General features: G+C 72.9%; 16 protein-coding genes and 2 pseudogenes. 14 read left to right on the top strand and 4 right to left on the bottom strand.

Features of this window, described 5'->3' with window-relative positions:
* The first annotated feature begins 28 nt into the window (after positions 1-28).
* From mmsA to B0E54_RS09025, 8 genes are all read left to right on the top strand, one after another.
* Complete coding sequence (gene mmsA / locus B0E54_RS09060; RefSeq protein WP_234582842.1) at positions 29-1567, top strand: multiple monosaccharide ABC transporter ATP-binding protein; 1539 nt, start codon at positions 29-31, stop codon at positions 1565-1567.
* Entirely contained in the window at positions 1564-2814 is a 1251-nt protein-coding gene (mmsB, locus tag B0E54_RS09055) for a multiple monosaccharide ABC transporter permease (protein ID WP_234582840.1), read from the top strand. Before mmsA ends, mmsB begins: the two co-directional genes overlap by 4 nt.
* Before the next feature lie 1189 nt (positions 2815-4003).
* A complete protein-coding gene (locus tag B0E54_RS09050) occupies positions 4004-5029 on the top strand; it encodes a cytochrome P450 (protein ID WP_234582838.1) in 1026 nt (341 codons plus the stop codon).
* The gene (locus B0E54_RS09045; protein ID WP_234582836.1) at positions 5026-5820 is read left to right on the top strand and encodes an isocitrate lyase/phosphoenolpyruvate mutase family protein; all 795 of its coding nucleotides are present in this window, start codon (positions 5026-5028) and stop codon (positions 5818-5820) included. The genes B0E54_RS09050 and B0E54_RS09045 overlap by 4 nt, the downstream gene beginning before the upstream one ends.
* Before the next feature lie 141 nt (positions 5821-5961).
* Positions 5962-6930: a hypothetical protein gene (locus B0E54_RS09040; protein WP_234582834.1), complete on the top strand. Its 969-nt coding sequence runs from the start codon at positions 5962-5964 to the stop codon at positions 6928-6930.
* Between the two features lie 4 nt (positions 6931-6934).
* Positions 6935-8536 carry an asparagine synthetase B gene (locus B0E54_RS09035; RefSeq protein ID WP_234582833.1) on the top strand — a complete coding sequence of 534 codons (1602 nt, stop codon included), beginning with the start codon at positions 6935-6937 and terminating at the stop codon, positions 8534-8536.
* A gap of 55 nt (positions 8537-8591) precedes the next feature.
* The gene (locus tag B0E54_RS09030; protein ID WP_234582832.1) at positions 8592-9422 is read left to right on the top strand and encodes a MerR family transcriptional regulator; all 831 of its coding nucleotides are present in this window, start codon (positions 8592-8594) and stop codon (positions 9420-9422) included.
* 92 nt (positions 9423-9514) lie between these two features.
* On the top strand, positions 9515-9991 hold the full coding sequence (locus B0E54_RS09025) for a DUF1203 domain-containing protein (RefSeq protein ID WP_234582831.1): 477 nt from the start codon (positions 9515-9517) through the stop codon (positions 9989-9991).
* Between the two features lie 6 nt (positions 9992-9997).
* On the opposite strand, the gene B0E54_RS09020 is transcribed toward B0E54_RS09025, so the two are convergent.
* Positions 9998-11224 (bottom strand): SLC13 family permease, encoded by a 1227-nt coding sequence (locus B0E54_RS09020; RefSeq protein WP_234582830.1) that lies wholly within the window; start codon positions 11222-11224, stop codon positions 9998-10000.
* Between the two features lie 182 nt (positions 11225-11406).
* Positions 11407-12864: an LVIVD repeat-containing protein gene (locus tag B0E54_RS09015; protein ID WP_234582829.1), complete on the bottom strand. Its 1458-nt coding sequence runs from the start codon at positions 12862-12864 to the stop codon at positions 11407-11409.
* Between the two features lie 140 nt (positions 12865-13004).
* On the opposite strand from B0E54_RS09015, the gene B0E54_RS09010 reads away from it, so the two are divergent.
* From B0E54_RS09010 to B0E54_RS08995, 4 genes are all read left to right on the top strand, one after another.
* Positions 13005-13703, top strand: coding sequence for a DUF305 domain-containing protein (locus B0E54_RS09010; protein ID WP_234582828.1), 699 nt, complete (start codon positions 13005-13007; stop codon positions 13701-13703).
* A 43-nt stretch (positions 13704-13746) separates the two neighbouring features.
* Positions 13747-14958, top strand: a complete 1212-nt coding sequence (locus B0E54_RS09005; protein WP_234582826.1) for a sensor histidine kinase — start codon at positions 13747-13749, stop codon at positions 14956-14958.
* On the top strand, positions 14955-15620 hold the full coding sequence (locus tag B0E54_RS09000; protein WP_234582825.1) for a response regulator transcription factor: 666 nt from the start codon (positions 14955-14957) through the stop codon (positions 15618-15620). Before B0E54_RS09005 ends, B0E54_RS09000 begins: the two co-directional genes overlap by 4 nt.
* A 146-nt stretch (positions 15621-15766) precedes the next feature.
* Positions 15767-18253 (top strand): ABC transporter permease, encoded by a 2487-nt coding sequence (locus B0E54_RS08995; RefSeq protein WP_234582824.1) that lies wholly within the window; start codon positions 15767-15769, stop codon positions 18251-18253.
* A gap of 93 nt (positions 18254-18346) precedes the next feature.
* On the opposite strand, the gene B0E54_RS08990 is transcribed toward B0E54_RS08995, so the two are convergent.
* The gene (locus B0E54_RS08990) at positions 18347-19609 is read right to left on the bottom strand and encodes a nucleotide sugar dehydrogenase (protein ID WP_234582823.1); all 1263 of its coding nucleotides are present in this window, start codon (positions 19607-19609) and stop codon (positions 18347-18349) included.
* Between the two features lie 104 nt (positions 19610-19713).
* Positions 19714-21090 (bottom strand): serine/threonine-protein kinase, encoded by a 1377-nt coding sequence (locus tag B0E54_RS08985; RefSeq protein ID WP_234582822.1) that lies wholly within the window; start codon positions 21088-21090, stop codon positions 19714-19716.
* 516 nt (positions 21091-21606) lie between these two features.
* Here B0E54_RS08985 and B0E54_RS08980 point away from each other — a divergent pair.
* A pseudogene (locus B0E54_RS08980) lies at positions 21607-22129 on the top strand (RNA polymerase sigma factor); the annotation flags it as partial.
* A gap of 249 nt (positions 22130-22378) precedes the next feature.
* Positions 22379-22805: pseudogene (locus tag B0E54_RS08975) on the top strand (hypothetical protein); the annotation flags it as partial.

The raw sequence follows: 22805 nt of genomic DNA, 5'->3' as shown, positions 1-22805 counted from the left end.
CGTCCAGACCCGACAGAGGACAGTGACAATGGACGACACCATCCTCGAGATGCGTGGAATCACGAAGACGTTCCCCGGGGTGACCGCACTGGAGGACGTCAGCCTCGCCGTACGCCGGGGGGAGATCCACGCCATCTGCGGTGAGAACGGCGCCGGCAAGTCCACCCTGATGAAGGTGCTGTCCGGCGTTCACCCCTCCGGCTCGTACGACGGGGAGATCCTGTTCGACGGCAAGCCGATGCAGTTCCGGGGCATCCGGGACAGCGAGGCCAACGGCATCGTCATCATCCACCAGGAACTCGCCCTGGTGCCCTACCTGTCGATCGCCGAGAATCTCTTCCTCGGCAACGAGCGGCGTGGCCGTGGCGGGCTCATCGACTGGAACAAGGCCAACGCCGAGGCGGCCGAACTGCTGGCGTCGGTCGGGCTGCACGAGAACCCGGTCACCCCGGTCATCCAGCTCGGCGTCGGCAAACAGCAGCTGGTGGAGATCGCCAAGGCGCTGTCGAAGAAGGTGCGCCTGCTCATCCTCGACGAGCCGACGGCTGCCCTCAACGACGTCGACTCGGCACACCTGCTCGGCCTGTTGCGGCAGCTGAAAGAGCAGGGCATCACCTGCATCATGATCTCGCACAAGCTCAACGAGATCACCGCGATCGCCGACTCGACCACTGTCATCCGCGACGGCCGCACGGTGGAGACCCTGGACATGCGCGCCGACGACGTGAGTCAGCAGCGCATCATCCGGGGCATGGTCGGACGCGACATCGAGAGCTTCTACCCCGATCGCGTCTCGTCGCCAGGGGAGGAGGTGCTGCGGATCGAGGACTGGTCGGTGCGGCACCCGACCCAGGAACGGATGGTCGTCGAGGGCGTCAGCCTGTCGGTGCGCGCCGGTGAGGTCGTCGGCATCGCGGGGCTGATGGGCGCCGGCCGGACGGAGCTGGCGATGAGCGTCTTCGGCCGCTCCTACGGCCGCGACATCCACGGCAAGCTCTTCGTACGCGGGCGGGAGGTCAACGCCCGTACCGTCGCGGAGGCCATCGACAACGGCATCGCCTACGTCACCGAGGACCGCAAGCGCTACGGCCTCAACCTCATCGACGACGTCCGGCGCAACGTCTCGGCCGCGGCCCTGGACCGGCTGGCCCGCCTGGGCTGGGTGAACGGCAACGAGGAGATCAAGGTTGCCGAGGCCAGCCGCAAGGAGATGAACATCCGGACGCCCAGCGTCATGGCGGTGGTCGGCAAGCTCTCCGGAGGCAACCAGCAGAAGGTCGTGCTGTCGAAGTGGCTGTTCACCGACCCGGATGTGCTGATCCTGGACGAGCCCACCCGGGGTATCGACGTCGGTGCCAAGTACGAGATCTACACGATCATCAACCGGCTGGTGGCCGCGGGTAAGGCCGTGATCGTGATCTCGTCCGAGCTGCCGGAGCTGCTCGGCATGTGCGACCGCATCTACACCCTCGCCGCTGGCCGGATCACCGGCGAGAAGCCGGTCGGCGAGGCGACCCAGGAAAGCCTCATGGAGCTGATGACCAAGGACAAGGAGCTCGTCGGATGACCAGCATCAAAACCCCTTCGACGGAGCGCCCGACGCCCCCGGACAGCACACCCGCCGCCGCCCTGCACAGTGGGACGAGCGACCTGCGGGCGCTGGTGTTGAACAACCTTCGGCAGAGCGGGATCTACGTCGCCCTGGTCGTCATCGTCGCGCTCTTCGCACTCCTGACCGACGGGGTGCTGCTGAGTCCCGGCAACATCACCAACATCGTCCTGCAGTACTCGTACATCCTGGTGCTCGCGATCGGGATGGTCATCCTCATCATCGGCGGGCACATCGACCTGTCGGTGGGCTCGGTGGTCGCGCTGACCGGCGCGGTCTCCGCCGTCCTGGTGATCCAGCAGGGTCACCCCTGGTGGGTGGGCATCGCGGCGGCACTGGCCGTCGGTATCGCGGTCGGCGCCTGGCACGGGTTCTGGGTGGCGTACGCCGGCATCCCGGCCTTCATCGTGACCCTGGCCGGCATGCTGCTCTTCCGGGGCCTCACGCTGCAGGTGCTCGACAACATCTCGCTGTCGCCCTTCCCGGCCGAATACCAGAAGGTCGCGGCGGGCTTCCTCAACGGGCTGCTCGGCGGTCAGGGCTTCGACGCGTTCACGCTGCTCATCGGCGCCCTCGCCGTGGCCGGGTACGCGGTGAGCGGCTTCCGCACCCGCCTGGCGCGCATCCGCTACCAGCAGCCGGTCGAGTCGTTCCCGCTGTTCGTCGCACGGGTCGTCCTGGTGGGCGCGGTCCTCATGTACTTCGCCTGGCAGTTGGCGCACGCCCGAGGGCTCCCGATCGTACTGATCATCCTGGCCGTGCTGGTGCTGGTCTACGGCCTGCTCACCCGGCGTACGGTCTTCGGCCGCCAGGTCTACGCGATCGGCGGCAACCTCTCGGCCGCGGCGCTGTCGGGTGTGAAGGTCCGCACCGTCAACTTCTGGATGTTCGTCAACATGGGCTTCCTCGCGGCGGTGGCGGGCGTCATCTACTCGTCGCGGTCCAACGGCGCGCAGCCCGCGGCCGGCAACATGTTCGAGCTGGACGCGATCGCCGCGGCATTCATCGGTGGCGCGGCCGTCACCGGTGGCGTGGGCACCGTGGTCGGTGCCATGGTCGGTGGTCTGATCATGGCGGTGATGAGCAACGGCATGCAGCTCATGGGCATCGACCAGTCGACGCAGTCGGTGGTGAAGGGGCTCGTCCTGCTCGTCGCCGTCGCGTTCGACGTCTACAACAAGCGCCGCGCCGGTACGGCCCGCTGACGCGACACCGCACACGTGTGCCCCTACCCGTCCCACGGGCAGGGGCACACGTCGTTCGGGGCGGTGCGGGGCGTTCGGCGGTGCAGGCGTTCGGCGGTGCAGGCGTTCGGCGGTGTGGGGTGCCGGCGGTGTGGGGTGCCGGCGGTGCTGGCGGTGCTGGCGGTGCCGGCGGTCGGCGGTGCAGGGCGTTTGCGGTGAAGGACGTTCGACGGTGCGGTGCGTTTGAGGTGCGGTGCGTTTGAGGTGTGGGGCGTTTGGGGTGTGGGGCGTTCGATCACCGGCCACGTCGACTCCGCGCGGCGGCGCCCACAGAGACCCGCACCGCGTCGTCGGGGAAGGCTCGCGCCGTTGTCCGTGCCCCCATCCGGAGCCGGCCCCACCCTCCGCAAGCCCTGTAGAACTGCCCCAGATATGGGGCGGCACCCCCGCGGCGCGCGACAGTGTTCACTGCCGCGCCGGTGACGCCGGCGGCAACGTCCGTCCTGGTGTCGATGTCCGTGCCGGTTGGCAACGGCTGTGCAGGTGCCGATGTCCGTCCCGATTGGCAAGGGCTGTCGTGTTGACGCCGTCCGTCCTGGTGGCAACGGCCGTGCCGGTCGGCAACGGCTGTCCTGGTGATGATGGCTGTCTTGTGACGACGGCCTTGCTCGTGACAACGGCCGTGCCGGGTGACGATGGCCGCGCGGTCACGCCGCCTTTGGGGAATCCCCGGACGCGCCGTCCTTGCCGGTCCCTGGACGGGCCGCCGTCCTTGCGTGCTCCCCGGACGGCCCGCCGCCCGGGGACGGACGGCGTCGTCGGGTTGTCGGTGCCGCAGATCTTGGACAGTTTCCGTTCTCTCTTAACGGAAACTGTCCAAGATCTGCATTGGCGAGGTGTCTTGATGCGTGTGTGGTCCTTCGCATGCGGCCTGGCGTGCCGCTGGCGAGCGGGAGCGAGGGGAGGGGTCTGTCTTGCTGGCGATTGCGCATGATCCGCTGACTCGACCGGCATGACGACTGTCCCGCCGGGCGGGTAGTGGCCCATATCTGGGGCAGCTCTACAGGGAACCGCACGGAACCCTGGGCCGCCGCCCGCCGCCCGCCGCCCGCCGCCCGCCGGCACGGCATCCTGGATCGGGCACCATCAGGTGCGGTGCGTGCGGAACTGTTCGGTGGGGAGCGAACGGTTCGGGTCCTACGGTCGAGCGGTGATCGACATCTGGCCGGACATCGCGCCCGCCGCGGGAACGCCGGCGTGCGGCCCGCCCACCTTCGAGCCGGGCGGCGGGTGGTGCGTGACCCGGCACGCCGACGTTCGAGCGGCGCTGACCGACCCGGCGTTGCGGGTGCCCGCCGTCGACAGCGGTCCGCCCGGCACGCTCGCCTGGCTGCGCGCCTCGGTGAGCAGGTTCAGCCCTCCCCGACGGCACGCCGAGCGCCGCGCGATCGGGGTGACCGCGCTGGCCGGGCTGGACCCGGACGAGCTGCGCAACGAGGCGGCCCGGCTGACCGTCGCAGTGCTCGACCGGGCCGGCGGCCAGCTGGACGTGATGCGTGACCTGGCCCGACCGGTGCCACTGCGGGTCCTGGCCGGCCGACTCGGTCTCGTCGATCCGGCAGCCGCCGGGACGGCGGTCGCGGTCGTCGCCGCGGCGTACCACCCGGGGGTCGACCCGGCGCTGGCCGCGCGGGCCGACCGGGCGGTGGCGGCGCTGCTGGCGCTCTGCCCGCCGGCCCCGCCGGAGGTGCGGGCCAACCTGATCGGTCTGCTGGTCCAGGCGTGCGACGCGACCGCGGGCCTGATCGGCGCCGCCGCCCACCACCTGCTGAGCCCGGCCGTCGCGACCACGGCGGGGACCGCCGACCTGCTGGCCGAGGTGCTGCGCCTGGACCCGCCGGTCCGGGCCACCCGACGGGTCACGGTCGACGCGGTACGACTGGGCGGACGGGACCTGCCCGCCGGCAGCCCGGTGCTGCTGCGCTTCGACGCGGCCAACCGCGACCCGCTGGCGTTCGGCGAGCCGGAGGCGTTCCGCCCCGGCCGACCGGGCGCCGGTCTGCTCACCTTCGGCGCGGGGGAGCGCGGCTGCCCCGGTGACCGGCATGCTCTCGCGCTGGCCGGCGGGGTGCTCGACGTGCTGCGGGAACGCTGCCGGCGCACCCCGAGTCCGCTGCGCCACGAGCCGCACCCGACCCTGCGCGTCCCGACCACAGTGGAGGTGAGCGTCCGATGATCGAGCGCCGTGCCGCGTTCCGTGCCCTGCACCACACCGGCCGTCCCCTGCTGTTGCCCAACGCCTGGGACCACGCCTCGGCGGCGGCGCTCGCCGCGCGTGGCCATCGGGCGGTCGGCACCACAAGCCTCGGGGTCGCCGCGACCGCGGGCCTTCCCGACGGCGCGGCGTCCACCGCCTCCGAGACCCTGGCCCTGGCCCGCCGGCTCGCCCGGTTGCCGGTGCTGCTCACCGTCGACGTGGAGGCCGGGTTCAGCGACGACCCGGCCCAGGTCGCCGGGTACGTGGCGGAGTTGGCCGGCCTCGGTGTGGTCGGGATCAACCTGGAGGACGGGCGCTGTGACGGCACCCTCGCCGACCCCGAGTGCGTCGCGGAGAAGATCGCGGCGGTCAAGGCGGCGGTGCCGGACCTGTTCGTGAACGCGCGCACCGACACGTGGTGGCTGAACGTGCCCGACCCGCTGCCGCAGGCCCTGCGCCGCGCCCACGCCTACCGGGCGGCCGGCGCGGACGGCATCTTCGTGCCCGGCACCGTCGACGTGGCGACGCTGCGCCTGCTCACCGAGCGGCTCGACGCGCCGGTGAACGCGCTGTACCAGCCGGGCGGCCCTGGGCTGAGCGAGCTTGGTCGGGCCGGGGTGGCCCGGGTCAGCACCGGCTCCCTGCTGTTCCGGGCCGCGCTGGGCGCTGCGGTCGCCGCCGCCGACGCCATCCGCGCTGAAGGGGGCAGCGCGGCGGGACTGCCGTCGTACGCCGAGGTGCAGGACCTGGTTCCGGCGGACGGCGACTGAGGGTCCCCGCCCGCCTGCCGGTGGTGGTCGCGTCCGTTCGGGGGTAGATCGGAGGATTGTTCGGTAGCTGCCTGGTCCGGACTATTACGGTGTGTTTCAGGGCGATTCATCCCGCGCCGTGACCGGAGAAGGGACCCCGTCATGCGAGTGCCCAGCCGTAGTCCGGGGCAGCAGCCCGGACCGCCCGCGTCGCCCACCGCCCCCGCCCGCCGCCGGCCAACCGGCGCCGCCGCCCGCCGGCTGCCCACCGCCGCGCCCGACCTCGCCGCCTACCGGGCGGCCGTGGCCGACCTGCTGGTCGAGGTGGGCGCCCTGGCCGACGCCACCAGCACCCGCGCCCGTCAGGTGCTCATCGACGAGCGACTGCGCGAGCCGGCCCTGGCGGCCGTGCTCGACGCCACCCCGCAGGGTCTGCTCGGCGCGCGCGAGACGTTGCTGCTGGAGATGGCCCGCTACCAGCCGAACGAACGCACCTCGGCGCGGGACCTCACCGCGCTGGTGCGGATCTACCTGCTCTCGCGCATCGACGTGCTGTGGTGGCAGGACGCCCCGATCTTCGTCACCGACGACCAGGTCAACGGCAGCGCCGACCTCGTCGACCTGGAATGGCTGCGCCGCCGGGACCTGCTGCGCTTCCGGTACCAGGAGCAACCCGCCACCGTCCTGGGCCGCGTCGCGCGCGGACTGCGCCGGCGACTGCGGCCCCACGCGAGCCCGCACACCGCCGGACTGCTGTTCCGGCGTGCCCGCCGGGAGGTGGTGGCCCTGCTCAACGAACTCGGCCGGGAGTTCGCCGCCGCCGCGCCGCCGGCCACCCCGCCGCTGTGGGTGACCAGCCTCGTGCGCAGCACCGAGCACCAGTACCGGCTGCGTCGCCTGGGCTACGCCGCCATGCTGCCCAGCGGGCACTGCCTCGGCTACTCGGCCGACGTCGAGCTGGCCTGGTTCGAGCGGTTCGGCGCCCGCGACACCCTCGCGGAGCTGCTGTTGGCCCGCCAGGACGCCGGCGAGCTGAACGTCATCGACGAGGGGCAGGCCTGGCACCTGTGCCTCGCGCCCTCCGCCCGGCGTCGTCTGCGCCGGGCGTACGAGGCCGAGATGGGGGTCTGAGCCCATGTGCGGCATCGCGTTGAGCCTCGGCCCCGAGGCCGACCCCGCGACCTTCCGGCGGATGCTCGCCGTCCTCGCCCCCCGCGGCGAGGTCACCGAGACCCGCTCGGAGCGCGGACTGCTCGCCGGCACCCGCCGACTGCGCGTCGTCGACCGCGACCGGGCCGTGCAGCCCTGGACGTCGACCGACGAACGTTGGCTGCTCTGCTTCAACGGCGAGATCTTCAACCACCGGGAGCTGCGCGCGCAGCTCACCCGGCTCGGGCAGGTGTTCCGCACCGACAGCGACACCGAGGTGCTGCTGGCCGCGTTCCAACAGTGGGGCGAGGCGGCGGTGACCCGGCTGCGCGGCGAGTACGCGTTCGCGGTCGTCGAACGCGCCAGCGGCCGGGCGTACCTGGCCCGCGACCCGCTCGGGGTGAAACCGCTGTACTGGTCCCGGCTCCCCGGCTGCCTGCACCTCGCCTCCGAGGTGAAGGCGCTCGTCGGGCACCACGCCCCGGTCGCCGAGGTGCCGCCCGGACACCACGGCTGGGCGGCACCGGACGGGCCCGTAAGGCTGCGCCCGTACGTCGACCTGCTCACCATCGGCGAGGGTCTGCCGGTCATCGACGACCCGGACGAGGCCACCCTGCTCGTCCGGGCCGCCCTGACCGACGCCATCCGGATGCGGGTGGAGACCGACCTGACCGTCGGGGTGGTGCTCTCCGGCGGGCTGGACAGCTCGTTGACGCTGCGGCAGGTACGCGACATCCACCCGGACTGCGTGGCGGTGACTGTCGGCGTGCCGGACAGCCCCGACGTGGCGTACGCCCGGCGGCTCGCCGCCGACCTCGACGTGCCGCACGTGGTCGTCGAGCTGCGCCCGCGCGACATCCGGCTGGCCGACGTACGCGAGGCCATCCGGATCTCCGAGCTGACCGAGTACGGCGACATCATCAACGCCGTCGTCTCGGTGCCGATCTTCCGGCGGCTGCGGGACCTCGGCGTGAAGGTGGTGCTCACCGGCGACGGCTCCGACGAGCTGTTCGGCGGGTACCCCATGTACCGCCAGGTCGACCCGATCGCGTCGCGTCGGCTGTTCCTGCACCGCATCCGCAACCTGTGCCGTACCGAGTTGCAGCGGGTCGACCGGACCGCCATGGGGCACGGGGTGGAGGCGCGGGTGCCGTTCCTCGACCTCAGCGTGGTGGAGTTGGCGATGCGTCTGCCGATGGATCTGAAGGTGCGCGACGGCCAGGAGAAGTGGATCGTGCGTCGGGCGTTCGCCGACGTGCTGCCCGAGTACGTCCTGCGGCGGCCGAAGAACCCCATGTCGTACTCCTCGGGGCTGCACGAGCGGGTCCGGCTCTACAAGCCGCTGTTCGCGCGGATGCACCGGACGTTCGGCTACGACCTGCTGGAACCGGTCCGCCGTGACTTCGACACGGTGCTCAGCCGCTGTGGCAACGACCTGGACCGGGCCATCGCCGACGGGATGAACCGGCCCGACTACACAGTCCTGGAACACGCCCGCGACCTGGTCGGGGCGGCGAGGTGGAACGCCGCGCCGATGGTCCGCCGGCTGGTCGGGCCCCGCCCGCCCCGCCGCTCACCCGTCGGCTGAGCACCCACCCGACGCTTGACTCTGACACCGTGTCAGGGACGAGCGTGAGGGGACCATGTTCAGCATCGGAGACTTCGCCCGCCTCGGCCGCGTGTCGGTGCGGATGCTGCGCCACTACGACAGCATCGGCCTGCTCCGCCCGGCCAGCGTCGACGCGCACACCGGCTACCGCTCCTACCGGGCGGACCAGCTGCGCCGGCTCAACCGGGTGCTCGCCCTCAAGGACCTGGGTCTCACCCTGGAACAGGTGCGGGCGATCCTGGACGACGCCGTCGACACCGCCGAGCTGCGCGGCATGCTGCGGTTGCGCCGCAGCCAGCTGACGGCGCAACTGGCCGCCGACGCCGCCCGGCTCGCGGCCGTCGAGGCGAGACTCCGCATGATCGAATCGGAGGGTCGGATGACCGCCCAGGATGTCGTACTCAAGGAAATCCCGCCGGTGCGCGTCGCGGAGGTGACCGCTGTCGCGCCCAGCTACGAGACCCAGGACATCGGTCCGGTGATCCAACCGCTCTACCCGGAGCTGTTCCGCCGGCTGGCCGAGGCCGGGATCACGCCGACCGGCCCGGCCATCGCCTGGTACGAACCCGCCGGCGATGACGACGGCGACGCTGTCGTCGTGCACGCCGGGGTGACCGTCGGCGGCGGCGTGTCGGCAGGGTCCGACCTGGCGGTACGTGATTTGCCCGCGGTGGGCACGGCCGCGACGATCGTCCACCACGGCGCCATGGACGACGTCGAGCAGAGCATCCAGGTGCTCGCCCGGTGGATCGAGGAGAACGGCTACCGCACCGTCGGATTCGCCCGTGAGGTGTACCTGGACTATTGCCAGGACTCCCCGGAGCAGGGCGTCACCGAGCTTCAGCTCGCCGTCGACCGCGCCTGACTGTCGCTTCGGCGTCGCGTCGCCGCGTCGGGTCCCAGCGCCAGGTCCGATCACCGCCAGCACCCGCACCCTGGCCGGGGCAGGCTGGACGCATGACGATCACCGCCACCTTCCGCGTCCACGCCGTGCCGGCCGCGGCGCTGGACCTCGTCCGTCGGACCGGCCGCGACGCCGCGGGCCATCGCGTCGAAGGGCGCCCGGCCGACGGCGGGGAGCCGCTGCGCTGTTGCCTGCGCGACGCCGAGGCCGGGGAGGCGCTGCTGCTCTTCGGTTACGCCCCGCCGATCGTCGCCGTCGCGTACCGGGAGATCGGGCCGGTCTTCGCGCACGCCTCCGCCTGCCCCGGCCCGGACCACGGCGGCGGCCACCCGCCGGCCTGGCGGGGACGTCCCCAGGTCCTGCGGGCGTACGACCGGCAGGGACGGATCTGCGGCGGCCGGCTGCACGACGGCACGGACCCGGAGGCGGTGATCGCGGAGCTGTTCGCCGACCCGCAGGTGCACCAGCTGCACAGCCGCAACGTGGTCTACGGCTGCTTCATGTTCGTGGTGGAGCGGGCCGCCGGGTGACGGCCCTCAGCTGACCAGCAGCAGCGCGCCGACCGCCGCGAGCGTGCCGACGACGGCGAGCAGGGTGCTGGTCAGCACGAACCGCTTCACCGGCACCGTCACACCGGCAGCCCGGCACCGTTCGAACCACAGCAGGGTGGCCAGCGACGCCCACGGCGCGGCCAGCGGGCCGACGTTCGTGCCGATCAGCAGGGCCAGCAGGCGGGTGTGGTCGGCGGTCGGCAGTACCGACTCGCCGGCCAAATAGGCCGGCAGGTTGTTCACCGCGTTGGCCAGCAGCGCCCCGGTGCCGCCGGCACGCAGCGCGCCGGCCGCCCCGCCGTCGGCCCCGACCAGGCCGGCCACCAGGTCGTCCAGCCCGTGCCGGCCGAGGGTCTGCACCACCAGGAACAGGCCGACGACGAAGAGCAGCAGGCGTACGGGCACCAACGCGGGGCGCAGTGTCGCCGGGGAGCGGATCACGAAGCCCACCAGCACCAGCGCGAGCGCGACGCTGGAGGCGAGCCCGATCTCCACCCCGGCGAGGATGCCGGCGACGAAGAGCAGGCAACCGGCGAGCGCGGTGCGGTGCAGCACCGCATCGGGCGGCACGTGCCGGGCCGGCGGTACGAAGCGACCACCGGCCGGCCGTTCACGCCGCCACCAGCCGTACCAGAGCAGCACCATCGTGACCGCCACGGCGGCGAGCTGCGGCAGCGCCATCCGCTCGGCGTACGCCAGTGGCGTGAGGCCGACCCGGTCGGCGGCCAGCAGGTTCGTCAGGTTGGACACCGGCAGCAGCAGGCTCGCGGTGTTCGCCAGCCAGACCGTGGTGACCGCGAGCGGCCCGGCCGGGACGCGCAGGCCACGGGCCAACGCGAGCAGCACCGGCGTGAGCAGCACGGCTGTGGTGTCGAGGTTGAGCACGAGCGTGGTCACCGTGGCGAGGCCGCCGCAGAGCAGGAACAGCGCCGCCCAGCGGCCCCGCGAGGCGATGGCCAGCCGGCTGGCCAGCACGTCGAAGACCCCCGCCACGGCGGTCAGCTCGGCCAGCACGATCACGGTGCCGAGGAAGAGCAGCAGCGGCAGGATGCGGTGCAGGGTCGCCGTCGTCTCGGCGCGGGGCAGCAGCCCGCTCAGCGCGCAGGCCGCGCCGGCCACCGCGAGGACGACCGCCACCACGTCGAGCGGGTGGGGACGCCAGCGCACGGTCGGCTCGGGCGGGGCCGGCGGCGTGCCGGCGGCGGACTTCACAGCTGAGCACGTTGGCACATCACCCGCCGGAGCGGCCCGGCCACCCCTGCCCAGGTGACGGGCCCCACCGGGCTGCCCTCGACCGGGGCGCCGGCCCGCCGGACCGGGCCTGATCCACGTCGTGACGTGGCCGGGCCCGGCCCCTTGACAAGGAGGCCGGGCCCGGGTTCGCGCGGTTGGTGCTACCAGCTCAGGTAACCGGGCTGGGTCTGCACGTTCAGCTCCGGGAACCGGGTCAGGTTGGCCGTCCAGGTCCGCCAGTCGTTCAGCTCCAGGACGTCCAGGCCCTTCTGGATGTCGTTGGAGTAGATGTTGCCGTTGTAGTAGTACGTCGACCAGGCGCCGCCCGTGATGGCCTGGGTGTCGGACAGCGGGCCCCGCTCCCAGTACGCGATCTCCTTGGGGTGGCGCGAGTCGGTGAAGTCCCAGACGGAGATGCCGCCCTGGTACCACGCCTGCACCATGATGTCCCGCCCGAGCACCGGGATCAGCGAGCCGTTGTGCGCCACGCAGTTCTCGGTCTCGGCGTTCGTCCGGGGGATCTTGTAGTAGCTGCGGAACTCCAGCTTCCGGGCGTCACCGCGGCCGGTGATGTCGTAGACGGCGTCCGCACCGCGGTTGGGGCCGACAGTCTCGTTGCAGGTGGCCGCCCCGCCGCCGCCCAGCTCGTCGGTGAAGACGACCTTGGTGCCGGCGTTGTTGAAGGTGGCCGAGTGCCAGAAGGCGAAGTTGACCGTGTCGCGGACCTGGGTGATCACCCGGGGCGCTTCGCGGTTCTTGATGTCGAGCAGGACGCCGTCACCCATGCAGGCGCCGGCGGCGATGTCCTTCGACGGGTACGCGGTGATGTCGTGGCAGCCGGTGGTCGCCGAGCCGGTCTCGCTGCCCGGGAAACCGCCGTCCGGGAAGAGGTTCGGCGTCGAGATGACTGCCGCCTGGGTCGGCTTCTTCACCGGCACCTTGATGATGGAGATGGAGTCGTGCGGCGGCTGGCAGTCGGGGAACTCGGCCCGCGGGCTGTACGACGAGACGTACAGGTAGACGTTCTTGCGGTCCTTGCCCGGCACCAGCGTGTGGGTGTGCGAGCCGCAGGCGGTCTCGACGGACTTGATGTAGCGCGGGTTGGCCTTGTCGCTGATGTCGAAGACCTTGATGCCCTCCCACGACTCCTTCACCGACGCCGGCTGCGCCACGCTCGCGCACGAGTCGTCGCTGCGTGACGAGTCGGTGGAGACGAAGAGCAGGTTGCCGTAGACGGAGATGTCGTTCTGCGAGCCCGGGCAGTTGACCTGCGCGGTGATCTTGGGCGCGCTGGGCCGGGAGATGTCGTAGACGACGAACCCGTTGTAGTTGCCGGCGAAGGCGTACTTGCCCTGGAACGCCATGTCGCTGTTGAGCGCGGCCGTCGTGTCGAACGGCGCCTGCTTCGGCAGGTTGGCGATCTGCCGCAGGTTGGGGCTGCTGCGGATCTCGTCGACACCCGGGATGTCGCTGGCGGCGGCGGCCGGTGGTGCCGCGGCCGGCGCTGCCTCCTGCGCGCTGCTCGGCGTCGCCACGGCGACGCTGGTCAGCAGCAGGCCTGTCGCGGCCAGGCTGACGATGCGGAGTTGTCGGAGCCGTGCGGTAGCCAACTTGATCATCGGCGGCGCCCTTCGAAAGGGGGGATGACGTTGTCGGTACCTTACCGAGCCACGGAGATCATCGATGTGAGCTGGGTCACATCTACGCCGACTCGTCAATGGATAGGATCGCTGCGACCTCGACCTGAGGGGGGTGCGACATGACTGTCCGACGTGGCCGGTTACTGGCCGTCGTCATAGCGGCGGCCATCGTTGTGGTGCTGGGGGTGCTGGCGGTCCGTGCCGGCGGCGACCCCGGCCGGCCGGCCGCCGAACGCGGTCCTGCCTCACCGTCTCCGACGACCAGCCCGACCGGTCCGCCACCCCCGCCCGTGCTCGTGCCCGGCCGTCCGGGTGAGCCGGCGGTCGCCCGGTCCGCGCACGAGCTGCGCGACGACAGCCCACCCCGCTACAACGGTCTGGACACCATCTACGTCCAGATGATGATCCCGCACCACCAGCAGGCGCTGGAGATGAGCGCGCTGGCCCAGGAGCGGGCGGCCGACCCCCGGATCCGCGCCTACGCCGACCGGATCCGCGCCGGCCAGGGCCCGGAGATCAAGGTCCTGCGCGGCTGGCTCGCCACCCGCGGGCTGCCCGAGACGGCGCCCGGCCACGACCACGCCGGCATGCGGGGAATGCAGTCACCCGAGGCGATGAACCGGCTGACCGCCGCCCGGGGCGTCGAGTTCGACCGCCTCTTCATCGCGATGATGACCGACCACCACCAGGGCGCCGTCACCATGGCCACCGACCTGCTGTCGGTAGGCGTCGATGCGACCCTCAACGAGCTGGCCACCTCGCTCGCCACCGAGCAGGCCATCGAGATCACCCGCCTGCGCGAGCTGACCCCGCACTGACCAGCCACCGGCCGCCCGCCACCGGCCACGACACGTACGCTGGGTGACCGTGAGACGCACGCTGTTCGGCCGCCCCCTGCGCGGCGTCGCCTTCGACGTGGCCGTCTCCGCCGTGGTGGCGTTCGTCGGCCTCGCCTCGGCGGTGGCCCAGCCCGGCGGTTGGGCCGCCACCGGCGTCGGCGTGGCCATGGCGGTGGCGCTGCTGTTCCGCCGCACCCACCCGGGCGCGGTGACGGTCGTCGTGGCGGCGCTCGCCCTGGTCCAGGTGATCGCCCAGTGGGGTCCGCTCGCCTTCGACGTCGCCGTTCTCATCGCGCTCTACAGCGTCGTGAAGTACGGCGAACGCCTGCGCGACGGCGTGCTGGCCGGCGCGGTCGCCGCCGTGGGCGTGCTGCTCGCCGCCGCGCAGACCCCCGGCGTCATCCACTGGTGGGTGACCGCGCTGTGGTACGCGCTGGTCACCGGCGCGGTCTGGCTCGTCGCGCTGAACGTACGGACCCGCCGCCTGTACGTGCTCAGCCTCGAGGAACGGGCCGCCACCCTGGAACGCGAGCGGGAAGCCGAGTCCCGGGTGGCGGTCGCTGAGGAGCGCACCCGCATCGCCCGCGAGTTGCACGACGTGGTGGCGCACAGCATGGCGGTGATGATCGTCCAGGCGGACGGGGCCCGGTTCATGCTCGACCGTGATCCCGAGCAGGCCCGCACGGCAGTGAAGGTGGTCGCCGACACCGGCCGTGCGGCGCTGGAGGAGATGCGCCGGCTGGTCGGGGTGCTGCGCGACGCGGGCCCGTCCGGCGCCGGCGGGTCGGTGGTGGCCGCCGACCCGGAGCACCGCCGGCTGGCCCTGGTCGAGCTGCCCGACCTGCTGGCCCGCTTCCGCGACGCCGGGCTGCGCATCCACGACACCGCCAGCGGTCAGCCGCCGGCCCTGCCTCCGGGCCTGGAACTGACCGTCTACCGCGTGGTGCAGGAGGCGCTGACCAACGCGCTCAAACACGCAGGTGTCGGGGCCGCCGTCGACGTCACCCTGGCGTACACCGCCGACGCCGTCGTGGTCCGGGTCGTCGACGACGGCCGGGGCCGCCCGGTGGTCAGCCCGGCGCCGTCGGGCGGTCACGGCCTGCTCGGCATGCGCGAGCGGGTGGCGGTGTACGACGGCAGCCTCACCGCCGGCGCCCAGCCGACCGGGGGTTGGCAGGTCCAGGTCCGGCTACCGCTACCGTCGGAACCCTCAGCGGAGGTGATCGCGGCATGACGGTCCGGGTGGTGATCGTGGACGACCAGGCGCTGGTGCGCGCCGGATTCCGGATGGTGCTCAGCTCCCAGCCCGACCTGGAGGTGGTCGGGGAGGCCATCGACGGCGCGGACGCCCTGCGGGTGCTGGCCCGCACCGAGGCCGACGTGGTGGTGATGGACATCCGGATGCCCACCATGGACGGGGTGGAGGCGACCCGCCGGCTCTGCGCCGACCGGCCGTCGGGCCCGCCCCGGGTGCTCGTGCTGACCACCTTCGACACCGAGGCGGACGCGTTCGCCGCGCTCCAGGCCGGCGCCAGCGGCTTCCTGCTCAAGAACGTCCCGCCGGAGGAACTGCTGGACGCGATCCGGGTGGTGGCGCGGGGCGACTCGGTGGTCGCCCCGTCGATCACGCGGCGGCTGCTGGACCGCTTCGCCGGCCAGCTCGGCGCGGGCCCGACCGCCGACCCACGGCTGGCCCAGCTCACCGAGCGGGAGCGGGAGGTGCTGCTGCTGGTCGCGCAGGGCCTGTCCAACGCCGAGATCGCCGCAAAGGTGCACGTGGCCGAGGCCACGGTGAAGACCCACGTCGGGCGCATCCTGGCGAAGCTGCACCTGCGCGACCGGGTCCAGGCGGTCGTGCTGGCGTACGAGAGCGGTCTGGTCACGCCCGGCCGGTGACCCGTCGTACGACCCGGGTCGTACGGCCGGCGGGCCGAGCGCTACCTCGGTCGTACGCACCTCGAGCGTCCAGGTGGAGATCGATCGGGTCGGCCCGGCCATAGCGTCGAAGGCGTCCGATCCGCGCCTGCACCGGGAGCCCGCACATGATCCGATCGACCCTGCGCTCGCTGCGCGCCGAGGCGCTGCGCATGCTGCTCTCCGCGCTGGCAGTCGTGCTCGGCGTCGCGTTCATCGCCGGCACGCTGATCTTCGTCGACGGGATGCGCGCCGGCGCGTACGAGCGGGCCGGGACCTTCGACCGGCACACCGACCTCGGCGTCTACCCGAGCGGCGACAGGGCGCTGCCGGCGAGCGTCATCGACCGGGTCCGCGCCGTCGACGGCGTGGCCGCCGCGGCCGGGGAGCTGATCGGCACCGCGGGGCTTCTCGGCACCGACGGCCGGCCGGTGCTCGGCTACGCCGTGCTCGCCGGCATCCCCACCGAGGCCGCTCTGCGCTCGTACGACGTGGTGTCCGGCCGCCTCCCCGACCGCGCGGGCGAGGTGGTGCTCGACGCGCCCACCGCGGCCGAGGAGGGCTTCACCCTCGGCGCCCCGGTCCAGGTCGGCGGCACCGGCGGCGCGGCCCGTCCGTACACCCTGGTCGGTACCGTCGACGTGGCGGGCAGCGTCCGCGACGTCGGCGGGCCGTTCATCGGCCTGGTCGGCCCGGACGCGCTCGCGGTCAGCGGCGCGCGCGGCTATGACCGGATCATGGTGGCGGCGCGACCGGGAACGTCCGAGACGGTGCTGACCGACCGGCTGCGCGCCGTCGTCGGGGGCGCCGACGCCAGCGTGAAGGGCCGGCAGCAGATCCTCGACGAGGCCGTCGACGACGCGGTCCGGGACCTGAACCAGTTCATGATGCTGCTGCTCATCTTCGTCGGGGTCGCGGTGGTGGTGGCCGGCTTCGTGATCGCCAACACCTTCGCGATCGTGCTGGCGCAACGCACCAGGCGCACCGCGCTGCTGCGCCTGGTGGGCGCGACGCGGGGGCAGGTCTTCCGGGCCGCCCTGCTGGAGTCGGCGCTGGTCGGCTTCGTGGCGTCCGTGCTCGGGGTGCTGCTCGGGATCGCTCTCGCGGCCGGTATGCGGCTGCTGATGACCCGGCTGGACGTGCCGTTCTCCGGTGGGCTGACCGTCGCCGGCTCGACAGTGCTGACCAGCCTGCTGCTCGGCACCGCGCTCACCGTGGCGTCCGCCCTGCTGCCCGCCTGGCGGGGGACCAGTGTCGCCCCGGTGGCCGCGCTCACCGACGCCGCGGTGCAGCCTGGTCGGGGCGCCGGTCGGCCGCGCCTGATCGTCGGTGCGGTGGTGCTCGGCGCCGGCGTCGCGGCCCTCGCTGGCGCCGCCAGCGCCGGTCAGGTGCTGCTCGTGGCCGTCGGCGGCGTGTTGGCGTTCTTCGGGATCGTCCTGTTCGGGCCGGTGCTCGTCCCGGCGCTGATCCGGGCGATCGGCTGGCCGGCCCGGCGGCTGTTCGGGATGACAGTGGGTCTCGCGGTGGCCAACGCCGTGCGCAATCCGCGCCGGATCGCCGCCACGGCGACCGCGCTGGTGATCGGAATCGGACTCGTGTCGGCGTTCGTGGTCGGTGCGCGCAGCACCAAGGACGGCATCGAACGCAGCGTCGACGCCGAGATCGGGACGGACTTCGTGGTGAGCGGCATCGGCCAGAACCTGCCCGCCGCGCTCGCCGGTGAGCTGGCCGCGCGCCCCGAGTTGGGCGTGGTGCACGAGCAGCGCAGCACCGTCACCGGCGACATCGAGGTCCGCGCCGCCCACCCGGCGCTGGTCGGCCGGACGCTGACCGCCGTGCTGGCCGGCGACGTCGGGCGACTCGGGCCGGGGCAGGTCCTGGTGCACCGGGAGCTGGCGCAGGCGCGCGGCTGGCAGGTCGGGTCCCCGGTCACCATCGCGGGCCGGTCGTTCCGGGTGGCGGCGGTGGTCGCCGACGACGCGCCGGACATGGTCGCCGGCGCGGCGCCCAAGGGGCACGTCATCGACCTGGACGACGCGGACTTCGCCGTGCTCTTCCCCCGCGAGCGGGGCTTCCTGGCCGAGATCGACCCCGCCGCCGGCGTGAGCGCCGACGAGGCCCGCGACGCGATCGAGGCCGTCCTGGCCCGCTATCCGACGGTGAACCTGATGGACCAGGGCGCGTACAAGAAGATGCTCACCGGCACTGTGGACATGCTGTTGGCCTTCGTCACCGCGCTGCTCGGCCTGGCCGTGGTGATCGCGCTGGTCGGCGTGGCGAACACGCTGAGCCTGTCGGTTGTCGAACGCACCCGGGAGAACGCCGTGCTGCGGGCGGTCGGGCTGACCCGGGCCCGGATGCGGGCCATGCTGGCGGCGGAGGCGGTCCTGATGGCACTTGTCGGCGCGGTGCTCGGCGTCGGTCTCGGCACCGGCGTCAGCGCCTCCGCGATGGCGCTGCTGGACCGCCTCGGTGGGGACTTCCACGTGGTGCTGCCGCTCGGCCAGCTCGGGTTGATCCTCGGCGTGGCCGTGCTGGCCGCCCTGCTCGCGTCGGTGCTCCCGGCCCGCCGGGCGTTGTCCCGGCCCGTCGTCGAGGCGCTCGCCGACACGTGATCCGGTCTGCCCCGTCTCGCGGGCGTCGAGCGGACATCCGCCGGCCGGCCCCGCCGTCTTCCCCGGCGGCGGGACCGGCCAGCGGTGCCGGGTCTAGAGGCGCTCGACCATCTCGCCGGCGCACCGGTTGCGGGTGTCGAAGACGTAGCGGGCGTGCCGGACCACCAGGTCGTAGTCGAAGCTGTCGTGGTCGGTGACCACCACCACCGCGTCCGCGGCCCGCACCTCCCGCTCGGTGAGCCCGACGATGGTGACCCCGGCGGGAATCTGGTGGGCCTCCGCGTACGGCTCGACCGCGTGGACCTCGGCGCCGAGGGCCTGGAGACGGCGGGCCACGTCGACGGCGGGGGAGTCCCGCATGTCGCCGGTGTTCTTCTTGTACGCGAGCCCCAGCAGCAGCAGCCGGGCGCCGCTCACCGCCCGACCGGAGCGGTTCAGCCCCGCCATGATCCGCTGGGCGACGTGCTCGGGCATCTCGTGGTTGACGTCGTTGGCCAGCTCGATGAACCGGAACTGCCGGCCGAGGCGCCGTTTGACCTGCCAGGACAGGTAGCACGGGTCGATCGGCAGGCAGTGCCCGCCGACGCCGGGGCCGGGCCGGAACGGCAGGAACCCGAACGGCTTGGTCTCGGCGGCGTCGATCGCCTGCCAGACGTCGATGTCCAGGTGGTGCGAGAGCATCGTCAGCTCGTTGATCAACGCGATGTTGACCTGGCGGAACGTGTTCTCGATCAGCTTGGTCAGCTCGGCGACCCTGGTGGAGTCCACCGCTACGGTGCGCTCCACCAGGCGCTGGTAGAACCCCTGCACCTGGGCCAGCGACGCCGGGTCGACACCCGAAACCACCTTCGGGGTGTTCTCCAGTCGCCAGGTCGGGTTGCCCGGGTCGATCCGCTCGGGGCTGTAGCCGAGGTGGAAGTCGCCGGGGCTGGTCAGCCCGCTGGCCGACTCCAGCAGCGGTCGGAGCAGCTCCTCCGTCGTGCCGGGATAGGTGGTCGACTCCAGGATCACCGTGCAGCCCGGCCGCACGTACGGGCCGATGCCGACGCCGGCCTGCTCGACGAAGCTCAGGTCCGGGGTGCCGTCGCGCAGCGGGGTGGGCACGGTGATGACGCAGATGTCGAAACCCTCGGCGTCGGTGTACTCCGTGCTGGGGCGGTACCGACCGCTGCCCAGCGCCCGGCCCAGCCGGTCGGTGGGGATGTCCTCGACGAAGGACTCACCGGACGCGAGCCGCTTCACCCGGTCGGCGTCGACGTCGAGGCCGACGACGTCCAGGCCCGCCTCGACGGCGCGCATGGCCAGCGGCAGTCCGACGTACCCCTGACCGATCACGACCAGCTTCTCAGCGCTCACCCGGGCTCCCGCGGCAGATGGTGGAAATGACCTGCGGAGAGCCTAGAGTGGTTATCGGCGGCGTAAGTCCGTTTTGGTGATATCGGTGCTGGTGAGGCGGTTGGTCAGTTGCCCACCGGGTCGTCCGGACCGGTCGACGGCTCCGAGCTGGGGGGCGGGCTGCTGGGGGGCGGGTCGCTCTTCGGCGGGTCGCTCTTCGGCGGGTCGCTGGGCGGCGGCGCGGTGGTCGCGTTCGGCGTCGCCGACGGCGGGCTGGACGACTGCGAGGGCTGCGTGCTCGGCGTGGCGGTGACCGACGCCGACGTGGTGGCGTCCGGGACGTTCGGCCGGTTCGGGCGCTCCGGGTCGTCGGTGCTCTGCTCGTTCGCCGCCGGCAGCTCCGCCTGCTGGCTGGGCGCCTGCGTCGCGGAGGTCGTCGGCAGGTTGACCGCCGGCTCCTCGTCGCCGGTGTTGCGTGCCGCACCCAGCGCCGCCCCGAGACCGATCAGGGCTACCAGCATGGCGGCCGCCGCGCCGACAAGTGGCCCGCGACGTCGCTGACGCGCGACATCCGCCGCGCTCGCCACCGCCGCGCCGACCGGCACGTCGGTGCGGGTGCCCGGTCCGGCCTCGCGCAGCGGGACCGACGCCGCCATCGCCGTCGGCGGCTCGCCGCCGGTGACCGCCGTGCGGGCGGCCTCGGCCATGGCCGAGCCGCTGGTGAAACGGTCGAGCGGATCCTTGGCGAGGGCCCGCGACACCAGGGCGCGGACCGCCTCGGGGATCTCGTGCGGCAGCTCCGGCGGCTCGTCGTCGAGATGCCGGACGGCGACCTGGAGGGGGTTGTCCCCGGTGAACGGTGGCCCGCCGGTCAGGCAACAGTAGGCGACCGCGCCGAGCGCGTAGATGTCGGTGGCGCCGCTGACCGGACGACCGGCGGCCTGCTCGGGCGCCATGTAGAGAGCCGTGCCGGGCACCGCGTTCGTGCTGGTGATGCTGGTCACATTTGTGGAACGGGCGACGCCGAAGTCGACGAGGACGACAGTGCCGTCCTCCTGGACCAGCAGGTTGCTGGGCTTGACGTCGCGGTGCACGATGCCGCCGCGGTGTGCCGCGCTCAGCGCGTGCGCCGCCTGAGCCACGATCGACATCGTCTCGGCCACGTCGAGCCGACCCGCCGCCTCGATCCGCTTGGACAGCGGCTCGCCCTCGACGAACTCCATGACCAGGTAGTCCGCCCGACCGCCGTCGGGCAGGTCGTCCTCGCCGCAGTCGTACACCTGCACGATCCCGGGGTGCCGCAGAGCGGCCATGATCCGTGCCTCGGCCCGGAAACGGGCGATGAAGTCCGGGTCGGAGACCAGCGCCGGCAGCAGGACCTTGACCGCGACCTGCCGGCCGAGGACCAGGTCCGAGGCACGCCAGACGTCGCCCATGCCGCCGGTGGCGACACGTTCGTCCAGGCGGTACCGCCCGCTGAGCACGACCTCCGATGACAACACAGCATTACCGTACCCAGAGTGGCGGGCAACGGCGCGCTGCGGCTGATCGGCCAGGCGGTCGTACCCACCGGTCCGACCGGTCCGACCTCAGTGGACACGGCCAGATCTGTGACGGCATGATGACGGCACGTGACAAAAGGCGACACATCCCGGCGTACGATTGCCGGATCACCGCCGGGGGCCGTCTCCCGGCCCCGGGAGCGTCCGTTGGTGCCCAGCTGTTACGGCGGCACGCCGTCCGGACGGCTTGATAATTGTCACTCTTCCGTGACGCGATCCCGACTTGTCGCTCGGATGGTCCCCTCCTACCGTTAGCCCGGCTCGGGGCCGCCCGGCCGGTCGCGCCTCGAGAGTCGAGAGCCAGCGCGCCGGGGCGGACGCCCCCGGCCGGCCCGGACGCGGGCGCGAAGCGGATTCGGGGGAGGCGGTGCGGGTGCGGTCGACGGTGCGCGCGCGGACAGCGCCGGCATGGCGCGTCGGGCCGAGCCGCCGTCCCGATCGACCCGTGAGCCGCGGATGACCGGCGAGCTGTCCGAGGCGGTCACCGCCGCGCAGGCCGGCGACGAGGACGCCTTCCGCTTCCTGTACCGCAGCCTGCAGCCGGGTCTGCTGCGCTACCTGACCGCCCTCGTCGGCGCGGACGCCGAGGACGTGGCGTCGGAGACGTGGTTGCAAATCTCCCGTGACCTGCCCAACTTCACCGGCGGTGAGTTCCGCGCCTGGACGGTCACCATCGCCCGTAACCGGGCCATGGACCATCTGCGCCGGCTGCGTCGACGACCGTCGCTGCCGGTCCCGGTGCAGGCGCTCACCGAGTTGGCCGGCGACGTCGACACCGCTGAGCGGGCCGGCGAGACGATCAGCACCGAGGCGGCCCTGGCGCTGATCGCCACGCTGCCGCCGCGCGAGGCCGAGGCGGTGCTGTTGCGGGCCGTGATCGGGTTGGACGCCGAGTCGGCCGGCCGGGTCCTGGGGCGTCGGGCCGGGGCCGTCCGGACCGCGGCCCACCGTGGGCTGCGGCGGCTGGCCACCCTGCTGGATCGAGAGACGGTGACCGTAGCGCCGCCCAACGGTGCGGTCCCGACCCGGACGGCCGACGCACAGGGCGCGGTGTCCGCGCCTGACGCTCCGATGACGCGGCCCGCGCCCGCCGTGCCGCCGCACGGCGCCGACGGCGTCGCACCGTCGGTCGGCGCCGAGGTGGTCCCGCCACCTCGCGGACGGACCGGCCGATCCCGGCGGACGTCACACGCCGAGCAGGCGGACGGCTGACGTGAGGGGATTCCGGATGAACCCGTACCGGCCGGACCGGCACGCCGGCCGTGCCGAGACCGAGCGGCTGCTCGACGCCACCCGCATCGACGCTGCCCTCGACCCCGACGCGCCTTTCGGCCCGGACACGTCGTCCGCCTCCGACATGGCCCCGCACGTCGACACCGCCGTCGCTTTCGACCTCGCTGCGGCCGAGCGGTCCCGCGCGTCCTTCGCCCCGCAGTCGGCGGCCGACCCGCTGGCGCGGCTGCTCGCCGCCGCCGCCGGCCCGGCCCGGCCGGGGGAGCTGGCGGGCGAGGAGGCCGCGCTGGCCGCGTTCCGGGTCGCCCGGGCCGCCGCCCCGGAACCCTCGGCGGGCCGACGATCACGCGGCCGCCGGCTCACCACCGGCGCGTTGGCCTGGATCGGCGCGCTGGCAGCCACCGCCACCGCGGGCGCCGCAT

Origin of the sequence: Micromonospora sp. MH99 (assembly GCF_021442385.1) — a bacterium.
Classification (GTDB): Bacteria; Actinomycetota; Actinomycetes; order Mycobacteriales; family Micromonosporaceae; genus Micromonospora.
The sequence above is the reverse complement of the archived record's forward strand: the minus strand, read 5'-3'. Positions and strand labels throughout refer to the sequence as shown.

Bases quoted from the DNA above. Each gene is read 5' to 3' on its own strand.
- mmsA (WP_234582842.1), top strand. From the start codon at position 29: ATGGACGACACCATCCTCGAGATGCGTGGAATCACGAAGACGTTCCCC.
- mmsB (WP_234582840.1), top strand. From the start codon at position 1,564: ATGACCAGCATCAAAACCCCTTCGACGGAGCGCCCGACGCCCCCGGAC.
- B0E54_RS09045 (WP_234582836.1), top strand. From the start codon at position 5,026: ATGATCGAGCGCCGTGCCGCGTTCCGTGCCCTGCACCACACCGGCCGT.
- B0E54_RS09040 (WP_234582834.1), top strand. From the start codon at position 5,962: ATGCGAGTGCCCAGCCGTAGTCCGGGGCAGCAGCCCGGACCGCCCGCG.
- B0E54_RS09035 (WP_234582833.1), top strand. From the start codon at position 6,935: ATGTGCGGCATCGCGTTGAGCCTCGGCCCCGAGGCCGACCCCGCGACC.
- B0E54_RS09030 (WP_234582832.1), top strand. From the start codon at position 8,592: ATGTTCAGCATCGGAGACTTCGCCCGCCTCGGCCGCGTGTCGGTGCGG.
- B0E54_RS09025 (WP_234582831.1), top strand. From the start codon at position 9,515: ATGACGATCACCGCCACCTTCCGCGTCCACGCCGTGCCGGCCGCGGCG.
- B0E54_RS09015 (WP_234582829.1), bottom strand. From the start codon at position 12,864: ATGATCAAGTTGGCTACCGCACGGCTCCGACAACTCCGCATCGTCAGC.
- B0E54_RS09010 (WP_234582828.1), top strand. From the start codon at position 13,005: ATGACTGTCCGACGTGGCCGGTTACTGGCCGTCGTCATAGCGGCGGCC.
- B0E54_RS09000 (WP_234582825.1), top strand. From the start codon at position 14,955: ATGACGGTCCGGGTGGTGATCGTGGACGACCAGGCGCTGGTGCGCGCC.
- B0E54_RS08995 (WP_234582824.1), top strand. From the start codon at position 15,767: ATGATCCGATCGACCCTGCGCTCGCTGCGCGCCGAGGCGCTGCGCATG.